The organism is Agrococcus sp. KRD186 (assembly GCF_017168255.1).
Classification (GTDB): domain Bacteria; phylum Actinomycetota; class Actinomycetes; order Actinomycetales; family Microbacteriaceae; genus Agrococcus.
Genome location: NZ_JABFAP010000001.1, coordinates 915,348 through 930,994, shown reverse-complemented (window position 1 = coordinate 930,994; position 15,647 = coordinate 915,348). Strand labels below are relative to the sequence as shown.

At 70.4% G+C, this 15,647-nt stretch carries 15 protein-coding genes; 6 read left to right on the top strand and 9 right to left on the bottom strand.

Features of this window, described 5'->3' with window-relative positions:
• Positions 1-62 precede the first annotated feature (62 nt).
• On the top strand, positions 63-311 hold the full coding sequence (secG, locus tag J1M46_RS04475; protein ID WP_206446714.1) for a preprotein translocase subunit SecG: 249 nt from the start codon (positions 63-65) through the stop codon (positions 309-311).
• Complete coding sequence (locus J1M46_RS04470) at positions 311-667, top strand: RNA polymerase-binding protein RbpA (protein WP_092919468.1); 357 nt, start codon at positions 311-313, stop codon at positions 665-667. The genes secG and J1M46_RS04470 overlap by 1 nt, the downstream gene beginning before the upstream one ends.
• Positions 668-720: 53 nt before the next feature.
• Here J1M46_RS04470 and pgl read toward each other — a convergent pair whose 3' ends face one another.
• From pgl to tkt, 6 genes are read right to left on the bottom strand one after another with little or no spacing between them, the layout of a single operon-like run.
• Positions 721-1,431 carry a 6-phosphogluconolactonase gene (pgl, locus tag J1M46_RS04465; RefSeq protein ID WP_206446713.1) on the bottom strand — a complete coding sequence of 237 codons (711 nt, stop codon included), beginning with the start codon at positions 1,429-1,431 and terminating at the stop codon, positions 721-723.
• Entirely contained in the window at positions 1,428-2,366 is a 939-nt protein-coding gene (locus tag J1M46_RS04460) for a glucose-6-phosphate dehydrogenase assembly protein OpcA (protein WP_342384275.1), read from the bottom strand. The genes pgl and J1M46_RS04460 overlap by 4 nt, the downstream gene beginning before the upstream one ends.
• Positions 2,363-3,940, bottom strand: a complete 1,578-nt coding sequence (zwf, locus tag J1M46_RS04455) for a glucose-6-phosphate dehydrogenase (protein ID WP_206446712.1) — start codon at positions 3,938-3,940, stop codon at positions 2,363-2,365. The genes J1M46_RS04460 and zwf overlap by 4 nt, the downstream gene beginning before the upstream one ends.
• The gene (locus J1M46_RS04450) at positions 3,937-5,532 is read right to left on the bottom strand and encodes a glucose-6-phosphate isomerase (RefSeq protein ID WP_206446711.1); all 1,596 of its coding nucleotides are present in this window, start codon (positions 5,530-5,532) and stop codon (positions 3,937-3,939) included. Before J1M46_RS04450 ends, zwf begins: the two co-directional genes overlap by 4 nt.
• Entirely contained in the window at positions 5,529-6,641 is a 1,113-nt protein-coding gene (tal, locus tag J1M46_RS04445; RefSeq protein WP_206446710.1) for a transaldolase, read from the bottom strand. Before tal ends, J1M46_RS04450 begins: the two co-directional genes overlap by 4 nt.
• A gap of 24 nt (positions 6,642-6,665) precedes the next feature.
• A complete protein-coding gene (gene tkt, locus J1M46_RS04440; RefSeq protein ID WP_241249017.1) occupies positions 6,666-8,780 on the bottom strand; it encodes a transketolase in 2,115 nt (704 codons plus the stop codon).
• A gap of 190 nt (positions 8,781-8,970) precedes the next feature.
• Here tkt and J1M46_RS04435 point away from each other — a divergent pair, with 190 nt between their 5' ends.
• On the top strand, positions 8,971-9,927 hold the full coding sequence (locus J1M46_RS04435; protein WP_206446709.1) for a heme o synthase: 957 nt from the start codon (positions 8,971-8,973) through the stop codon (positions 9,925-9,927).
• 111 nt (positions 9,928-10,038) lie between these two features.
• Here J1M46_RS04435 and J1M46_RS04430 read toward each other — a convergent pair whose 3' ends face one another.
• From J1M46_RS04430 to J1M46_RS04420, 3 genes are read right to left on the bottom strand one after another with little or no spacing between them, the layout of a single operon-like run.
• Entirely contained in the window at positions 10,039-10,545 is a 507-nt protein-coding gene (locus J1M46_RS04430) for a GNAT family N-acetyltransferase (protein ID WP_206446708.1), read from the bottom strand.
• Between the two features lie 2 nt (positions 10,546-10,547).
• Positions 10,548-11,543: a Ppx/GppA phosphatase family protein gene (locus tag J1M46_RS04425; RefSeq protein ID WP_206446707.1), complete on the bottom strand. Its 996-nt coding sequence runs from the start codon at positions 11,541-11,543 to the stop codon at positions 10,548-10,550.
• A 16-nt stretch (positions 11,544-11,559) separates the two neighbouring features.
• Positions 11,560-12,486, bottom strand: coding sequence for a COX15/CtaA family protein (locus J1M46_RS04420; protein ID WP_206446706.1), 927 nt, complete (start codon positions 12,484-12,486; stop codon positions 11,560-11,562).
• A 186-nt stretch (positions 12,487-12,672) separates the two neighbouring features.
• Here J1M46_RS04420 and sufB point away from each other — a divergent pair, with 186 nt between their 5' ends.
• From sufB to J1M46_RS04405, 3 genes are read left to right on the top strand one after another with little or no spacing between them, the layout of a single operon-like run.
• Complete coding sequence (gene sufB, locus J1M46_RS04415; RefSeq protein ID WP_206446705.1) at positions 12,673-14,091, top strand: Fe-S cluster assembly protein SufB; 1,419 nt, start codon at positions 12,673-12,675, stop codon at positions 14,089-14,091.
• On the top strand, positions 14,091-15,320 hold the full coding sequence (gene sufD / locus J1M46_RS04410; RefSeq protein ID WP_206446704.1) for a Fe-S cluster assembly protein SufD: 1,230 nt from the start codon (positions 14,091-14,093) through the stop codon (positions 15,318-15,320). Before sufB ends, sufD begins: the two co-directional genes overlap by 1 nt.
• Positions 15,317-15,646: a non-heme iron oxygenase ferredoxin subunit gene (locus tag J1M46_RS04405; RefSeq protein WP_206446703.1), complete on the top strand. Its 330-nt coding sequence runs from the start codon at positions 15,317-15,319 to the stop codon at positions 15,644-15,646. The genes sufD and J1M46_RS04405 overlap by 4 nt, the downstream gene beginning before the upstream one ends.
• The last annotated feature ends 1 nt before the right edge of the window (position 15,647 follow it).

Genomic DNA, 15,647 nt, shown 5'->3' with positions numbered 1-15,647 from the left:
TGCGCCGTCGTCGCGTCGCGCGCACGGTCGCGGCTTCGGCCGAGGAATTGAGAAGAGGGCTAGTGGAGATTCTCCAGATCATCATGCAGGTGATCCTCGGCGTCACCTCGGTGCTGCTGACGCTGTTCATCCTGCTGCACAAGGGCCGCGGCGGCGGCCTGTCCGACATGTTCGGCGGCGGCGTGGGCGGCTCGATCGGCTCGTCCGGCGTGGCCGAGCGCAACCTCAACACGATCACCGTGGTCGTGAGCCTCGCATGGCTCGCCTCGATCGTGGTGCTCGGACTCATCACCAAGTTTGCGGGGATCTGATGGCTTCCGGTGGCAGTGCAATCCGCGGCTCGCGCGTCGGCGCGGGTCCCATGGGCGAGCAGGACCGTGGCTTCCACGCAGAGCGCGTGGCGATCTCCTACTGGGACGCCATGGGCAACGAGACGGTCCGCTACTTCGCGGCCGACCTGCCCGAGGACGAGATCCCCGAGGTGATCGACTCGCCGTCGACCGGCCTGCCGGCTGGCCGCGACAAGGAGAACCCGCCCTCAGTGGCGAAGAACGAGCCCTACAAGACGCACCTCGCGTACGTGAAGGAGCGCCGCACGCCCGAGGAGTCGACGCAGCTGCTCGATGAGGCGCTGCAGAAGCTCCGCTCGGCAGAGGGTCGCGGCTGACCGTCCTACGGTGATCGAGTAGGTCCGAAGGACCGTCTCTCGGGCGCGCGACCTCAGCGGCCGTCCTCCTCCAAGAGGGCGGCCGCTTCGGCGTCCAGCAGCATGAGCGTCTCCTCGCGGCCCCGCGCGGTGCCGGCAGGCGCCACCTCGGGCGCTGCGCCGCTGCGCGCGAGCGCGGCGGCCTCCGCCTTGTCCGAGCCGGCGACGATGAGCCAGACACGGTCGGATGCGTTGATCGCGCCGACCGTGAAGCTCAGGCGCGAGGGCGGTGGCTTGGGGGAGTCGGTGACGGCGATCACCGCGACGCCCGGCTGCCGCACGCCCGGCATGCCGGGGAAGAGCGACGCGATGTGCGCATCCGGACCCATGCCCAGCAGCGTCAGGTCGATGGTGCCGAGCGCCAGCAGCTGCGCCGTGCCGGCGGCGGCGGCGGCGTCGAGGGGTGTGCCGTCGTCGGCGGGCAGCTCGCGCACGTTCTCGGCCGGGATCGGCACGTGGTCGAGCAGCGCCTCGCGCGCCTGTCGGGCGTTGCGGTCGGGCGAGTCGGCCGCGACATAGCGCTCGTCGCTCCAGGTGACGACCACGTGCTGCCAGTCGATGTCGCGGTCGGCGAGGGCCGCGAGCAGCTCGATGCCGACTGAGCCGCCGGTGACCGCGACCGTCGCGCGTCCCTGCTGCACGATGAGGTCGCCGAGCAGCGTGGTGAGCCGGTCGGCCGTCTGCGCGACGAGCGCGGCGCGGTCGGGGTGGGTGATGACGGTCATCGAGGCTCCTCTGCGATCGACAGCAGGACCTGCCGATACATGTCGTCGGCGTCGAGCTTGCGCAGCTCCTCCGCCAGCTGGTCCTCGAGGCCGCGCGTGGAGAGCGCGACGTTGTGGGAGGGCTGACCCGGCTGCTGGAGCACACCCACCGAGTCGCGCATGCGCGTCAGCGACGAGGAGCCGCTCTCGCGCCGCAGCTCGACCGCGTGCAGCCCGCTCGATCCGGTCGGGGTGTCTCCGGCCTCGATCCGCTCGATCGGCACCTGCAGCCGCAAGCGCAGCCAGGCGGCCATGAGGTGCACGCTCGGGTTCGCGAGGTCGCCGGTGACGACGCCCGAGCGCACCGGCTCGTAGGGCGGCTGATCGAGCAGCGCGGCCATGTGCGCGCGCCAGTTGGTCAGCCTCGTCCACGCCAGGTCGGTGTCGCCCGGGGTGTAGCAGCCGGCGAGCGTCAGGATCGCCTGGCGCGGGTCGGCCTGCTTGCCGGAGTCGGTGATGCGGCGCTGCGAGATCTGCCCCAGCTGCGACGCCGATGGCGTCTCGGGCATGAAGCTGGGCCACCACGCGACCACCGGCGCGTCCGGCAGCAGCAGGCCTTGCACGATGCCGAGCAGGTGCGAGCCGAGCTCGCCGTAGCACTGCAGCAGCACGACCTCGCTCGCGCCGGCGTCGGCGCCCACCCGCAGCTCGGCATCGAGGCGCGGCTCTTCGCCGGCGTTGATGCTGTCGGGGTTGCGGGAGACCACGATGACGCGCATCGGGTGCTCGCGGGAGGCCTGGTTGGCCGCCCTGATGGCCTCCTCCTCGGCGCCGATCTGGGTGTGCACGACCAGCGTGAGCACACGGCCGAGCGCGACGACGCCGCCCTCGTCGCGGATCTCCAGCATGCGCCGCTGCACCTCTGCGGTGGTGGTGCGGGAAAGTCGGGTGATCACGGTCGCCTCCAGTGCCTGCCGTCGCGCTCGAGCAGCTCGTGCGCCCCCTGCGGGCCCCACGAGCCGGGCTGGTACTGCTCGACGGGGCCGCCCTCCTGCTCCCAGTGCTCCTCGATGGGGTCGAGGATCTTCCAGGAGAGCTCGACCTCCTCGTGGCGGGGGAACAGCGGCGGGTCGCCAAGCAGCACGTCGAGGATGAGCCGCTCGTACGCCTCGGGGCTCTCCTCGGTGAACGCGTGGCCGTAGCCGAAGTCCATCGTCACGTCGCGCACGTGCATGCCCGGGCCCGGCACCTTCGAGCCGAACCGCATCGAGACGCCCTCGTCGGGCTGCACGCGGATCACCAGGGCGTTCTCGCCCATCGTGCGCAGCGCGGAGTCCTCGAACAGGTACTGCGAGGCGCGCTTGAAGACGATCGCGATCTCGGTAACGCGGCGGCCGAGCCGCTTGCCGGCGCGGAGGTAGAACGGCACGCCCGCCCAGCGGCGGGTGTCGACCTCGAGCTTCACCGCGGCGTAGGTCTCGGTGGCGGAGTCCGGGCGCATGCCCTCCTCCTGCAGGAAGCCCCGCACCTGACCGCCGCCGTGCCAGCCGCCGCCGTACTGGCCGCGAGCCGTCGAGTGCTCGAGGGGGAGCGGCACCCGCGCGGCGCGCAGCACCTTCTCCTTCTCGACCCGGAGGTCGGCGGCGTCGAACGACACCGGCTCCTCCATGGCGGTGAGCGCGAACAGCTGCAGCAGGTGGTTCTGGATCACGTCGCGAGCGGCGCCGATGCCGTCGTAGTACCCGGCGCGGCCGCCGACGCCGATGTCCTCAGCCATCGTGATCTGCACGTGGTCGATGTGGTTGGCGTTCCAGATCGGCTCCCACAGGGCGTTGGCGAAGCGCAGCGCCAGGATGTTCTGCACCGTCTCCTTGCCCAGGTAGTGGTCGATGCGGAAGACGCTGTCCGCCGGGAAGACCGACTCGACGACCTCGTTGAGCTCGCGCGCGGATGCCAGGTCGTGGCCGAAGGGCTTCTCGATCACCACGCGCCGCCAGCGATCGCCCGCGCCCTCGGCGAGGCCGGAGCGCTTGAGCTGCTGGGTGACGAGCGGGAAGGCGTTCGGCGGGATCGAGAGGTAGAAGGCGTGGTTGCCCATCGTGCCGCGGGCGCTGTCGAGCTCGGCCAGCACCGCCGCCAGCCGGTCGAAGGCCGCGTCGTCGTCGAAGTCGCCCTGCACGAAGCGGATGCCGTCGGCGAGCTGCCGCCAGACCGACTCGCGGAATGAGGTGCGGGCGTGCTGCTGCACAGCCTCGCGGACGACCTCGGCGAACTGCTCGTGCGTCCAGTCGCGGCGGCCGAAGCCGACCAGCCCGAAGCCAGGCGGCAGCAGGCCGCGGTTGGCGAGGTCGTAGACGGCCGGCAGCAGCTTCTTCCGCGCGAGGTCACCGGTGACGCCGAAGAAGGTCAGCGCGTTCGGTCCCGGGATGCGCGTGAGTCGCTGGTCGGTGGCGTCGCGGAGCGGATTGTGGCCGGCCGAGATGGGCACGGCCGGGATGGTCTGCGCCGTCCCGGCCGTCGCGTCCTTCATCGAGCGGCTGCGGCGAGGAGCCGCTCGAGGCCCTCGTCCAGGTCGTCCAGCGTCAGCGTCAGCACGGGACGGCCGTGCTCGGCGAGCACGCTCGCATCGCCGGATGCCTGCGACTGGATCAGCTGGCCGAAGCTGAACGGCCGACCGGGGATCTCGAGATCCTCGTGCGGCGTGCCCAGCAGCTGCAGGAAGACGCCGTTGGGCGTGCCGCCCTTGTGGTATTGCCCGGTGGAGTGCAGGAAGCGCGGGCCCCATCCGAACGTGACCGGGCGATTGGTGCGCGCCGCGAAGGCCGCGCGCAGCCGCTCGAAGCGCGGCTGGCCGATGCGATCGAGGTAGGCGTGGATCGCCAGGTAGCCGCCCTCGCCCAGCTGCGCGAGCAGGGCATCGACGGATGCGTCGACGGAGTCGAGCGCGACGCCTGCGGTGCCGCGCACCTCGATGCCGCCGTCGACCGCGGCCGGCGCTGCCGGCGGCTCGAGCGAGTCGAGCAGGCCGCGCGCGGCGATCTTCGCCGACTCGACGTCGGGCTGGTCGAACGGGTTGATGCCGAGGATGCGTCCCGCGACGGCGACGGCGAACTCCCACACCAGCAGCTGCGCGCCGAGAGTGCCCGCCACCTCGACCTCGCCGTCGGCGACCTCGCGCGCCTCACGGGCGGAGCCCACCAGGCGCACGACCTGCAGGTCGGCCAGGTCGGCAGCGAGCTCTGGCGCGTCCTTCTCGAGCACGATCGGCAGCAGGCCGATGCCCTCCTTGCCGGTGGACTCGGCGATCAGCTGCTCGGCCCACTCGCCGAGGCCCACGATGTGCGTGCCGTCGGTGACGATGCCGGTCTTGTCGCGCAGCGGCTGCGTGGCGGCGATCGCGGCGGCGAGCCTGAGGCCGGGGTTGTCGGCCGAATCCTCGCTGATCTCGGGCAGCGCGGCGATCGCCTCGTCGATGAGCTCGCGCACGTCGACGCCGGCGAGCCCGGAGGGGACGATGCCGAAGGCGGTCAGCGCCGAGTAGCGCCCGCCGACGTTCGGGTCGGCGTTGAACACCCGGTAGCCGGCGCGGCGCGCTTCGCCGTCGAGCGGCGAGCCCGGGTCGGTGACGACGATGATGCGGTCGGCCGGATCGATGCCCGCGTCGCGGTAGGCGGCCTCGAAGGCGCGCTTCTGGCTGTCGGTCTCGAGCGTCGAGCCTGACTTCGAGGAGACCACGAGCGCGGTGCGGGCCAGGCCGTCCCGCAGCGCGCGGCGCACCTGCGACGGGTCGGTGGAGTCGAGCACGATCAGGTCGACGCCCTCGGTGCGGGTGATGACCTCTGGCGCGAGCGACGAGCCGCCCATGCCCGCGAGCGCGATGCGGTCGACACCCTGCTCGCGCAGCTGCTTGCGCAGCGCCTCGATGTCGTCGACGAGGCCGCGCGCGCCGGCGGCCGCCTCGACCCAGCCGAGCCGGATCGACGCCTCGGCCTCTGCGGCATCGCCCCAGAGCGTGGCGTCGCCGGAGACGAGCCTGCCGGCCACCCCGTCGACGACGAGCTGCGGGACGACCCGCTCGATCGCCTCGGCGGCGGGGCCGGAGGCGTTGATGGTGAACGTCATGCCTGCGCTCCCTGTCCCATGTGCTCCTGCACGGTCTGCACGAGCTCGGCCCACGAGGCGTCGAACTTCTCGAGGCCCTCGGTCTCGAGCAGCTCGACGACCTCCTTGTACGAGACGCCGACCGAGTCGAGCGCATCGAGCACGCCCTCTGCCTCGGCGGCACGGCCCGTGATCGAGTCGCCGGCGATCTGCCCGTGGTCGGCGAGTGCCTCGAGCGTCTTCTCGGGCATCGTGTTCACCGTCTGCGGCGCGACGAGCTCGGTGACGTAGAGCGTGTCCGGCAGCGCCGGGTCCTTGACGCCGGTGGAGGCCCACAGCGGACGCTGCGTGTTGGCGCCGGCCTCCAGCAGTGCCTGGGCGCGCTCGCTCGCGAATGCCTCCCGCCAGACGCGGTAGGCCAGGTGGGCGTTCGCGAGGCCTGCCTTGCCCTTGAGCGCGGTCGCCTCGTCGGTGCCGATCGCGTCGAGCCGCTTGTCGATCTCGGAGTCGACGCGCGAGACGAAGAACGATGCCACCGAGTGGATCTTCGACAGGTCGTGGCCCGCCTGCTGTGCGCGCTCGAGACCCGTGAGGTAGGCGTTGATGACGTCGCGGTAGCGGTCGAGCGAGAAGATCAGCGTCACATTCACACTGATGCCGGCAGCGGTCGTCGCGGCGATCGCCTCGAGGCCCTCCTGCGTGGCGGGGATCTTGATGAGCACGTTCTCGCGCGCGACGCGCCCGTGCAGCGAGGCCGCCTGAGCGATCGTGCCCTCGGTGTCCCGGGCGAGGCCGGGCTCGACCTCGATCGAGACGCGGCCGTCCACGCCGCCCGACGTGCGGTAGACGTCGGCGAAGACGTCGCACGCATCCGCCACGTCCTTGGTCGTCAGCGAGGTGATGACCTCGTCGACGCTCGAGCCGCCGGCAGCCAGTTCCTGCACGGTCGCCTCGTAGGACTCACCGGCGGCGATGGCGTTCGCGAAGATCGTCGGGTTGGTGGTGACGCCGACGACGTTGCGCTCGGTGATCAGCGCGGCGAGGGTGCCGCTCGTGATGCGCTGCCGCGAGAGGTCGTCCAGCCAGATGCTGACGCCGGCGTCGCTGAGGGCCTGGGTGTTCTGATTCATGTTCTCGTCTCCTGCCGGGCCCGCTCAGCGAGCCGATTCGATGGATGCGCGAGCTGCCTCGATCACGGCCTCCGCCGTGAAGCCGAACTCGCGGAACAGGGTCTGCCAGTCGGCGCTCGCGCCGAAGTGGTCGATCGCGACCGTGCGTCCCGCGTCGCCGACGATGGGGTGCCAGCTGAGCGCGGTGCCCGCCTCGACGGAGACGCGCGCCTTGACGGCAGCAGGCAGCACCGACTCGCGGTACTCGTCCGACTGCTCGGCGAACCACTCGAGCGACGGTGCTGCGACGACGCGGGCGGCAACGCCGTCGGCCTGCAGCTGCTCACGGGCGGCGAGCGCGAGCTGCACCTCGGAGCCGGTCGCGATCAGGATGACCTCGGGTGCCCCGTCGGTGGCCTCGGCGAGCACGTAGGCGCCCTTCGCGACGTTCGAGGCGTGCGCGAGGGTGTCGCCGGATGCCGCGCCGTCGCCGCGCTCGAAGACGGGCAGGTTCTGGCGGCTCAGCGCGATGCCGACCGGGTGGTCGCGGCGCTCGAGGATGGTCTTCCACGCCCAGGCGGTCTCGTTCGCGTCCGACGGGCGGACGATCTCGAAGCCGGGGATGGCGCGCAGCGTCGCGAGCTGCTCGATCGGCTGGTGCGTCGGGCCATCCTCGCCCAGCGCCACCGAGTCGTGCGTCCACACATGGATGGGGTGCACGCCCATGAGCGCGGCGAGGCGCAGCGCGGGCCGCTGGTAGTCGCTGAAGATCAGGAACGTGCCGCCGTAGGGGCGCGTCGGGCCATGCAGCACGATGCCGTTGAGGATCGACGCCATCGCGTGCTCGCGGATGCCGAAGTGCATCGTGCGACCGGCTGCCGAGGCATGCGGGAACTCATCGGTCGCGTGCTGCGCGGGAGCGAAGGAGCCCATGCCGTCGAGCGTGGTGTTGTTCGAGCCAGCGAGGTCGGCCGAACCGCCCCACAGCTCGGGCAGCACCGCCGCGAGCGCGTTCAGGGTCTTGCCCGATGCCGCACGCGTCGCGACCTCGGTGCCGGCCTCAAAGGTCGGGAGAGCATCCTCGACGCCCTCCGGCAGCTCGCCCGAGAGCAGGCGGTCGAGCAGTGCCTTCGACTCGGGGTTCGCGGTCGCCCACGAGTCGAAGCGCTCCTGCCACGCGCCACGAGCATCGGTCGCGCGCTGCGTGGCGTTGCCGCGGGTGTACTCGATCACCGCGTCCTCGACCTGGAACGACTGCTCCGGGTCGAAGCCGAGCGCCTCCTTGACGGCCGCGACCTCCTCGCCGCCGAGCTTCGATCCATGCACGCCGCCGGTGCCCTGCCTGGTCGGGGCCGGCCAGCCGATGATCGTCTTCAGGATGATGAGCGTCGGCTTCGCGGTCTCGCCCTGCGCCTGCACGATGGCGTCGTGCAGCGCTGGCACATCCTCGACGTACTCGGGCGCCTTCGGGCCGTCGCTCTTGCGCCAGGAGACCTCGAGCACCTGCCAGCCGTAGGCCTCGTAGCGGGCCTTGACGTCCTCGGTGAAGGCGATGTCGACGTCGTCCTCGATCGAGATCTGGTTCGCGTCGTAGATCGCGATCAGGCGGCCGAGCTGCTGGTGGCCGGCGAGCGAGCCGGCCTCGCTCGTGACGCCCTCCTGCAGGTCGCCGTCGCCGGCGATCACGTAGGTGTAGTGGTCGAAGGGGCTCTCACCCTCGGGCGCATCGGGGTCGAGCAGCTCGCGCTCGAAGCGCTGCGCGTAGGCGAAGCCGACGGCGGATGCGAGGCCCTGGCCGAGCGGGCCGGTGGTGATCTCGATGCCCTTGGTGTGGGCGTACTCGGGGTGGCCGGGCGTGAGCGAGCCCCAGGTGCGGAGCGACTCGATGTCGGTCTTCTCCAGGCCCGAGCCGGTCAGGTAGAGCTGGATGTACTGCGTCAGCGACGAGTGCCCGACCGAGAGGATGAAGCGGTCGCGCCCGATCCACTTGTCGTCGGCGGGATCGCGGTCCATGACCTTCTGGAAGAGCAGGTGCGCGACGGGCGCGAGGCTCATCGCCGTGCCGGGGTGGCCGTTGCCGACCTTCTCGACGGCGTCGGCCGCGAGCACGCGCGCGGTGTCGACCGCCTGCTGGTCGTTGGTGGTCCATTCGAGTGCCAAGGAGGCTCCTTCTTCGGGCGGCCCGCGCGGCGAAGAGAACCCGCGGCGGGGAGGACGTTTGCGACGCCTCCAAGCATAGTGAGCCAGCACATCCGGTCCCTGTTCGATTCCGGCAGCACCGGCGTGCTCGTCGGATAGGATGGCCGTTGGCCTCGAGCCTTCCCGAACTCGTCTGAACGGAACCAGCTGCATGTCCAACGCGACCACCTCAGGCGTCTCGACCCCGTCGGACGCGGGGCAGCAGCCGGAGGCAGCGCGGCGGTCGAGGTTCGCGATCAAGGTGGGCGCCTACGTCGCGCTGACGAAGCCGCGCGTCATCGAGCTGCTGCTGGTGACGGCGCTGCCGACGATGTTCCTCGCCGCGGGCGGCGTGCCACCGCTCGGCGCGCTGGTCGCGACGCTCATCGGCGGCTTCCTGAGCGCGGGCAGCGCCAACGCGTTCAACATGATCCTCGACCGCGACATCGACAAGGTGATGCACCGCACGCAGCAGCGGCCACTGGTCACCGGCACGCTCTCAGTCACCGAGGCACGGGTGTTCGCCTGGACGCTCGGGGTCGTCTCGACCGTGGTGCTCGCGGTCTTCGCGACACCGCTCGCCGCTGCGCTGGCGGTCGCGGCCATCGCCTTCTACGTGCTGATCTACACGATGCTGCTCAAGCGCCGCACCGAGCAGAACATCGTCTGGGGCGGCATCGCCGGATGCTTCCCGGTCGTCATCGGCTGGGCCGGCGTGACCGGCACGCTCGACTGGCCCGCCTGGATCCTCTTCACGCTCGTCTTCCTCTGGACGCCCGCGCACTACTGGCCGCTGTCGATGAAGTACCGCGACGACTACGAGGCGGCGGATGTGCCGATGCTCGGTGTCGTGCGCGGCAAGCCGATGGTGGGCATCCAGGTCATCCTCTACGCGTGGGCATCGCTCGCGTGCACCCTGCTCCTCATCCCCGTCGCAGGCATGGGTCTGCTGTACTCGGGCGTGGCGATCATCGCCGGCGCCTGGTTCGTCGGCGAGGCGCACGGGCTGTACAGCCGCGCGATCAAGGGCAAGGTCGAGCTGCGCGCGATGCGCGTCTTCCACGCCTCGAACACCTACCTGACGCTGGTCTTCCTCGCCGTCGGCGTCGACCCGCTGCTGCCCTTCTAGCGACACCTCGCGCGCCACAACCTGCGCCGACCTGGTGCAGGCGGTGCGGGCGTGCTTCGCAGACGCTCCGCCTGCGACCGTTCGCCTCGCGGTCCACGATCCTGAAGCCGGTCAGCGCACGTGGTACTTGAACCCCTGGTGGGTAGCGACGAACCCCAGCCGCTCGTAGAACCGATGGGCTTCGAGGCGCTGCGCGTCCGACGTGAGCTGCACGAGAGAGCTGCCGGTGGCGGTGGCTGCAGGGCCCATCGCCCACCGCATGATCGTCGTGCCGAGGCCCGCGGATCGGTGGTCCCGGCCGACTCGCACGGCTTCGATCAGGAGTCGCGTCGCTCCGCGCCGCGCGAGTCCCGGGATGCGGGTGAGCTGCATCGTCGCAGCGATCGCCGCGCGCGCGTTGATGGCCACGAGGACATCGTTCGACGGGTCGGCGATGATGTCGGCGAGCGCTGCCTCGTAATCGCTGGTAGCGGGCGCGTCCGCTGTATCTCCGCGGGCGCCGGCGATCGGGTCGTCGGCGAGCAGGGCGATGAGCGCCGGCAGATCATCCGCCGTCGCTCTTCGCAGGCGATAGCCGGCGAGCGCCAGTTCGCAGGGCAGAGTGAGGGCGGCGATCATCGTCAGACGCGGTCGAGCATCTGCAGCAGCCGGCCCTCGCGCAGCGCCCACGGGCTGACGTCGAGCTGCTTGATGCCGAACGCTCGCATGGCCTCGGAGAGCACGATGCCGCCGGCGATCACCTGGAACGTGCGATCGGGCGTGATGCCGGGCAGCGCCGAGCGCGATGCGGCGTCCATCTTCGCCAGCCGCGGCAGCCAGTCGTCGAGCTGCGTGCGGCTCAGCACGGCGCGGTCGGCGTCGCCCACCCCGGGCATCAGGTTGCCCGCGAGCCGGGCGAGGGAGCGGATGGTCTTCGACGAGCCGATGACGTGGTCGGGGCGACCGAAGGGCTTCACCTGCGCCACGGCGTCGTCGAGCACGCCCTTCGCGTAGAGACGCAGCGCTCGCTGGTTGGCCGGCGTCGGGGGATCAGCGTCGAAGAAGCCGACGGTCGCGCGGCCAGCCCCCAGCGGCACCGAGAGGGCGATGTCGGGCTCCTCGTCCTGCCCGATCGCGACCTCGAGCGAGCCGCCGCCGATGTCGAGCAGCAGGATGCGACCGGCCGACCACCCGAACCAGCGCCGCACGGCGAGGAACGTGAGCCGGGCCTCGTCGGCCCCGGAGAGGATGTCGAGCGTGACCTCGGCCTCGCGCTCGATGCGCGCGACGACCGCTTCGCCGTTCTTCGCCTCGCGCAGCGCGCTCGTCGCCATCACGACGAAGTCGTCGAGGTGCTCGTCGCGGGCGATGGCGGCGCACTCGCCGATCGCGGCGAGCAGCGCGGCGACGCCCTCCTCGCTGATCGTGCCGTGCTCGTCGAGATAGCGCATGAGCCGCAGCGTCAGCTTGTGCGAGCGCTGCGGCACCGGGCGGCCGCCGAGACGGACGTCGACGATCAGCAAATGCACCGTGTTCGAGCCGATGTCGAGCACGCCCAGGCGCGTGCCGTGCCGGATGTCGCCGAGGCCGCCGTCCTCGGGTCGGTCGGTGGCGGTGGGCTGGCCGGCGCTGGTCATGCGCCCGATCCTGCCATCAGGCCGAGGTGGGCGCCTGCCCGGCGTCCAGCGCGTCGGGGACGTCCGTGGACGCATCCGCCCGCACCGACGGCCGGAGCGACAGCACGGTCGCTGCGCCCAGCGCCGTGATGATGACGGAGAAGACCATGTGGATGCCGACCAGCAGCACGGGCAGGCCGAGGTCGGACTGCACGATGCCGATGAGGATCTGCACGAGGATCATGCCCAGCAGCGCCAGCGACCAGCGCAGGTGCGCGCCGGGGCCGCGGACCGCGGCGGCGACCACGACACCCAGCACCAGCGCCAGCAGCACGTAGCCGGGGACGGCGTGCACATGCTGCATGACCGCCGGGTCGAGGCCGTTGCGCGCGGCACCGCCGTCGCCTGCGTGCGGCCCGGATCCGGTGGTGAGGACGCCCACGAAGATCACGATCGCCAGCGCGAGCGTCATGGCGTGCACCAGCAGCGACTGCCAGCGCGGCGCGACGCGCGGGCCGGCGGGGCCGACGACCACCTTCCACGCCAGCACCGCAGCCAGGCCGACCAGGATCACCGAGAGGTAGAAGTGGATGCCGACCGTGTCGGGTCGCAGCTCCATCCAGACCACGACGGCACCGATCAGCGCCTGGGCGATCGTGAGGCCGAGGACGAGCGCGGCGAGCGTGACGATCGGCTTGCCGGCGCGCTGGACCAGCGCCATCACGAGCATCACCACCGCGACACCCACGACGATGCCGCCGTTGACGCGGTTGGCGAACTCGATGATGCCGTGGATGCCCTGCTCGGGCACGGGCGTGAACGACTCCGGCGTGCAGTTGGGCCACTGCGAGCAGCCGAGGCCGGATCCGGTCAGTCGCACCGCCCCGCCGGTGCCGACGATGACGATCTGCGTGACCAGCGTCGTCCAGGCCGCGATCATCAGGCTGCGCGAGCGCGTGAGCAAGGTGCACCTCTCCTGCCGTTCGCGATAGGATCGTGGGGAGCCCATCGGCTCCGAACCCCCGTGCCGCTCAAGCGGCGAGGTATGTGCGAAGGCCCTTTCATTATGGCCCGACCCGGGAGGTGCGGATGCCGCGCGGAATGCCGAGGAGCACCGCCGGGTTGCATTAGACGTGTGGAAGGGGGAGCGATGTCTGATGTCCTGATCGACCGGCCCGAGCTCGAGAGCCTGGGGCAGTACGAGTTCGGCTGGCATGACTCCGACGAAGCGGGAGCCATTGCGAAGCGCGGACTGAGCGAGCAGGTGGTCCGCGAGATCTCCGAGCTCAAGAACGAGTCCGACTGGATGCTCGAGCGCCGTCTCAAGGGGCTGCAGCTGTTCGGTCGGAAGCCCATGCCGACGTGGGGTGCCGACATCTCCGGCATCGACTTCGACAACATCAAGTACTTCGTGCGCTCCACCGAGCGCCAGGCACAGACGTGGGAGGACCTCCCTGAGGACATCCGCAACACGTACGACCGCCTCGGCATCCCGGAGGCCGAGCGCAGCCGCCTCGTCGCCGGTGTGGCAGCGCAGTACGAGTCCGAGGTGGTCTTCCACTCGATCCAGGCAGACCTGGAGGCGCAGGGTGTCATCTTCATGGACACCGACACGGCGCTGCGGGAGCACCCGGAGTTCTTCGAGGAGTACTTCGGCACCATCATCCCGGCCGGCGACAACAAGTTCGCCGCGCTGAACACCGCGGTGTGGTCGGGCGGCTCGTTCGTCTACGTGCCGCCGGGCGTGCACGTGGAGATCCCGCTGCAGGCGTACTTCCGCATCAACACCGAGAACATGGGCCAGTTCGAGCGCACGCTCATCATCGCCGACGAGGGCTCGTACGTGCACTACATCGAGGGCTGCACGGCCCCGATCTACTCGTCCGACTCGCTGCACTCGGCCGTGGTCGAGATCGTCGTGAAGAAGAATGCCCGCGTTCGCTACACGACCATCCAGAACTGGTCGAACAACGTCTACAACCTGGTCACCAAGCGCGCGATCGCCGAAGAGGGCGCGACCATGGAGTGGATCGACGGCAACATCGGCTCCAAGGTCACCATGAAGTACCCGTCGATCTACCTGGTCGGCGAGCGCGCCAAGGGCGAGACGCTGTCGGTCGCCTTCGCCGGCCCCGGCCAGCACCAGGACGCCGGCGCGAAGATGATCCACATGGCGCCCTACACGACGTCGTCGATCGTCTCGAAGTCGATCGCCCGTGGCGGTGGCCGAGCCGGCTATCGCGGCGAGGTGCGAGTGGATGCGAATGCGCACCACTCCGCCAACAGCGTCGTCTGCGACGCCCTGCTGGTCGACACGATGTCGCGCTCCGACACCTACCCGGCCATCGACATCCGTGTCGACGACGTGGTGCTCGGCCACGAGGCGACCGTCTCGAAGGTCAGTGAGGAGCAGCTGTTCTACCTCATGTCCCGCGGCATGTCGGAGACCGAGGCGATGGCGATGATCGTTCGCGGCTTCATCGAGCCGATCGCCCGCGAACTGCCGATGGAGTACGCGCTCGAGCTCAACAAGCTCATCGAGATGAGCATGGAAGGATCCGTCGGTTGATGACTGCGACAGACACGGCACTGCATCACTCCGGCCCGGCCCACCTGGCGTCGGCTGAGCCTTTCGTCCCCATCCAGACGCGGTCCGAGCGCCCCACCTCGTTCGACCCGGCCGAGTTCGGCACGCCCACCGGCCGCGAGGTGAATTGGAAGCTCTCCGACATCAAGCGGCTCGCGCCGCTGTTCGTCGACGAGGAGACCGAGGCAGGCGACGACAATCGCATCGAGTATCAGCTCGACGAGCTCGAGTCGCGCGGCCTGCTCGTCGAGTCGACCGGCCATGACACCGCGCCGCGCGGCGAGATATTCCGCCCCGAGGATGTCGTCAGTGCGATCGCCTGGAAGCGCTGCGCCAACGCGCTCCACATCCGCCTCCCCGAGGGGCAGGTGCAGGACGAGCCGGTCATCGCCCGCCTGATCGGCAAGGGCGCGGACCGCCACTCGAACGCGCACATCGTCATCGAGGCGATGCCGGGTTCGGTCGGCACGATCGTGCTGCACCACTCCGGCTCGGCGCAGTACGCGCAGAACCTCGAGATCATCGTGCGCGACGGCGCCCGCCTGACGCTCATCTCGGTGCAGGACTGGGCGGACGACACCGTCCACGCCTCTTCGCACCAGGCCGTCGTGGGCGAGGGCGCGTACCTCAAGCACATGGTGGTCTCCTTCGGCGGTGGCGTCGCGCGCGTCAACCCGTCGATGCGCCTCGCCGGCCTCCACGCCGAGGGCGACATGTACGGCCTGTCGTTCGCCGACAGCGGCCAGCACATCGAGAGCCAGGTCTTCATGTTCCACGAGGGTGTCTCCACCCGCGGCAACGTGCTCTACAAGGGCGCGCTGCAGGGCACCGGGGCACGCTCGGTCTGGATCGGCGACGTGCTGATCGGCAACGGCGCGACCGACACGGACAGCTACGAGAAGAACCAGAACCTGGTCCTGACCGACGGCGCGCGTGCCGACAGCATCCCGAACCTCGAGATCCAGACCGGCGACATCGCCGGCGCAGGCCACGCATCCGCCACCGGTCGCTTCGACGACGAGCAGCTCTTCTACCTCGAGTCGCGCGGCATCGAGGAGGAGGAGGCTCGTCGCCTGGTCGTGATCGGCTTCCTCATGGAGATCGTGCAGAAGATCGGCGTGCCCGAGATCGAGCAGCGCCTCGCCGAGGCGATCGAGGAGGAGCTGCGCCGCGGCGCAGGGCTCGCTCCGGCCACGAAGGCGGGGGCATGAGCGCACAGCGTGCCTGCGGCGTGAACGACGTCGCCGTCAACGCGGCGATGAAGGTCGACCTGGACGGCATCGCGGTCGCGATCGTCAAGGACTCCGCCGGTGACATCCACGCCATCGGGGATACCTGCACGCACGGCGAGATCTCCCTGTCGGAGGGCTTCGTCGAGGGCGATGCCATCGAGTGCTGGGCGCACGGATCGCAGTTCGCGCTCAGGACGGGCAAGCCCATGAACCTGCCCGCCTACGAGCCGGTGCCCGTGTTCCCCGTGACCATCGACGGCGACGACGTGCTCGTCGACGTCCAGAACCCACTGACTCAGCAGTAGC

Excerpts from the sequence above, each read along its gene's own strand:
- J1M46_RS04470 (WP_092919468.1), top strand. The coding sequence starts at position 311 with ATGGCTTCCGGTGGCAGTGCAATCCGCGGCTCGCGCGTCGGCGCGGGT.
- pgl (WP_206446713.1), bottom strand. The coding sequence starts at position 1,431 with ATGACCGTCATCACCCACCCCGACCGCGCCGCGCTCGTCGCGCAGACG.
- zwf (WP_206446712.1), bottom strand. The coding sequence starts at position 3,940 with ATGAAGGACGCGACGGCCGGGACGGCGCAGACCATCCCGGCCGTGCCC.
- J1M46_RS04450 (WP_206446711.1), bottom strand. The coding sequence starts at position 5,532 with ATGACGTTCACCATCAACGCCTCCGGCCCCGCCGCCGAGGCGATCGAG.
- tal (WP_206446710.1), bottom strand. The coding sequence starts at position 6,641 with ATGAATCAGAACACCCAGGCCCTCAGCGACGCCGGCGTCAGCATCTGG.
- J1M46_RS04435 (WP_206446709.1), top strand. The coding sequence starts at position 8,971 with ATGTCCAACGCGACCACCTCAGGCGTCTCGACCCCGTCGGACGCGGGG.
- J1M46_RS04430 (WP_206446708.1), bottom strand. The coding sequence starts at position 10,545 with ATGATCGCCGCCCTCACTCTGCCCTGCGAACTGGCGCTCGCCGGCTAT.
- J1M46_RS04425 (WP_206446707.1), bottom strand. The coding sequence starts at position 11,543 with ATGACCAGCGCCGGCCAGCCCACCGCCACCGACCGACCCGAGGACGGC.
- sufB (WP_206446705.1), top strand. The coding sequence starts at position 12,673 with ATGTCTGATGTCCTGATCGACCGGCCCGAGCTCGAGAGCCTGGGGCAG.
- sufD (WP_206446704.1), top strand. The coding sequence starts at position 14,091 with ATGACTGCGACAGACACGGCACTGCATCACTCCGGCCCGGCCCACCTG.
- J1M46_RS04405 (WP_206446703.1), top strand. The coding sequence starts at position 15,317 with ATGAGCGCACAGCGTGCCTGCGGCGTGAACGACGTCGCCGTCAACGCG.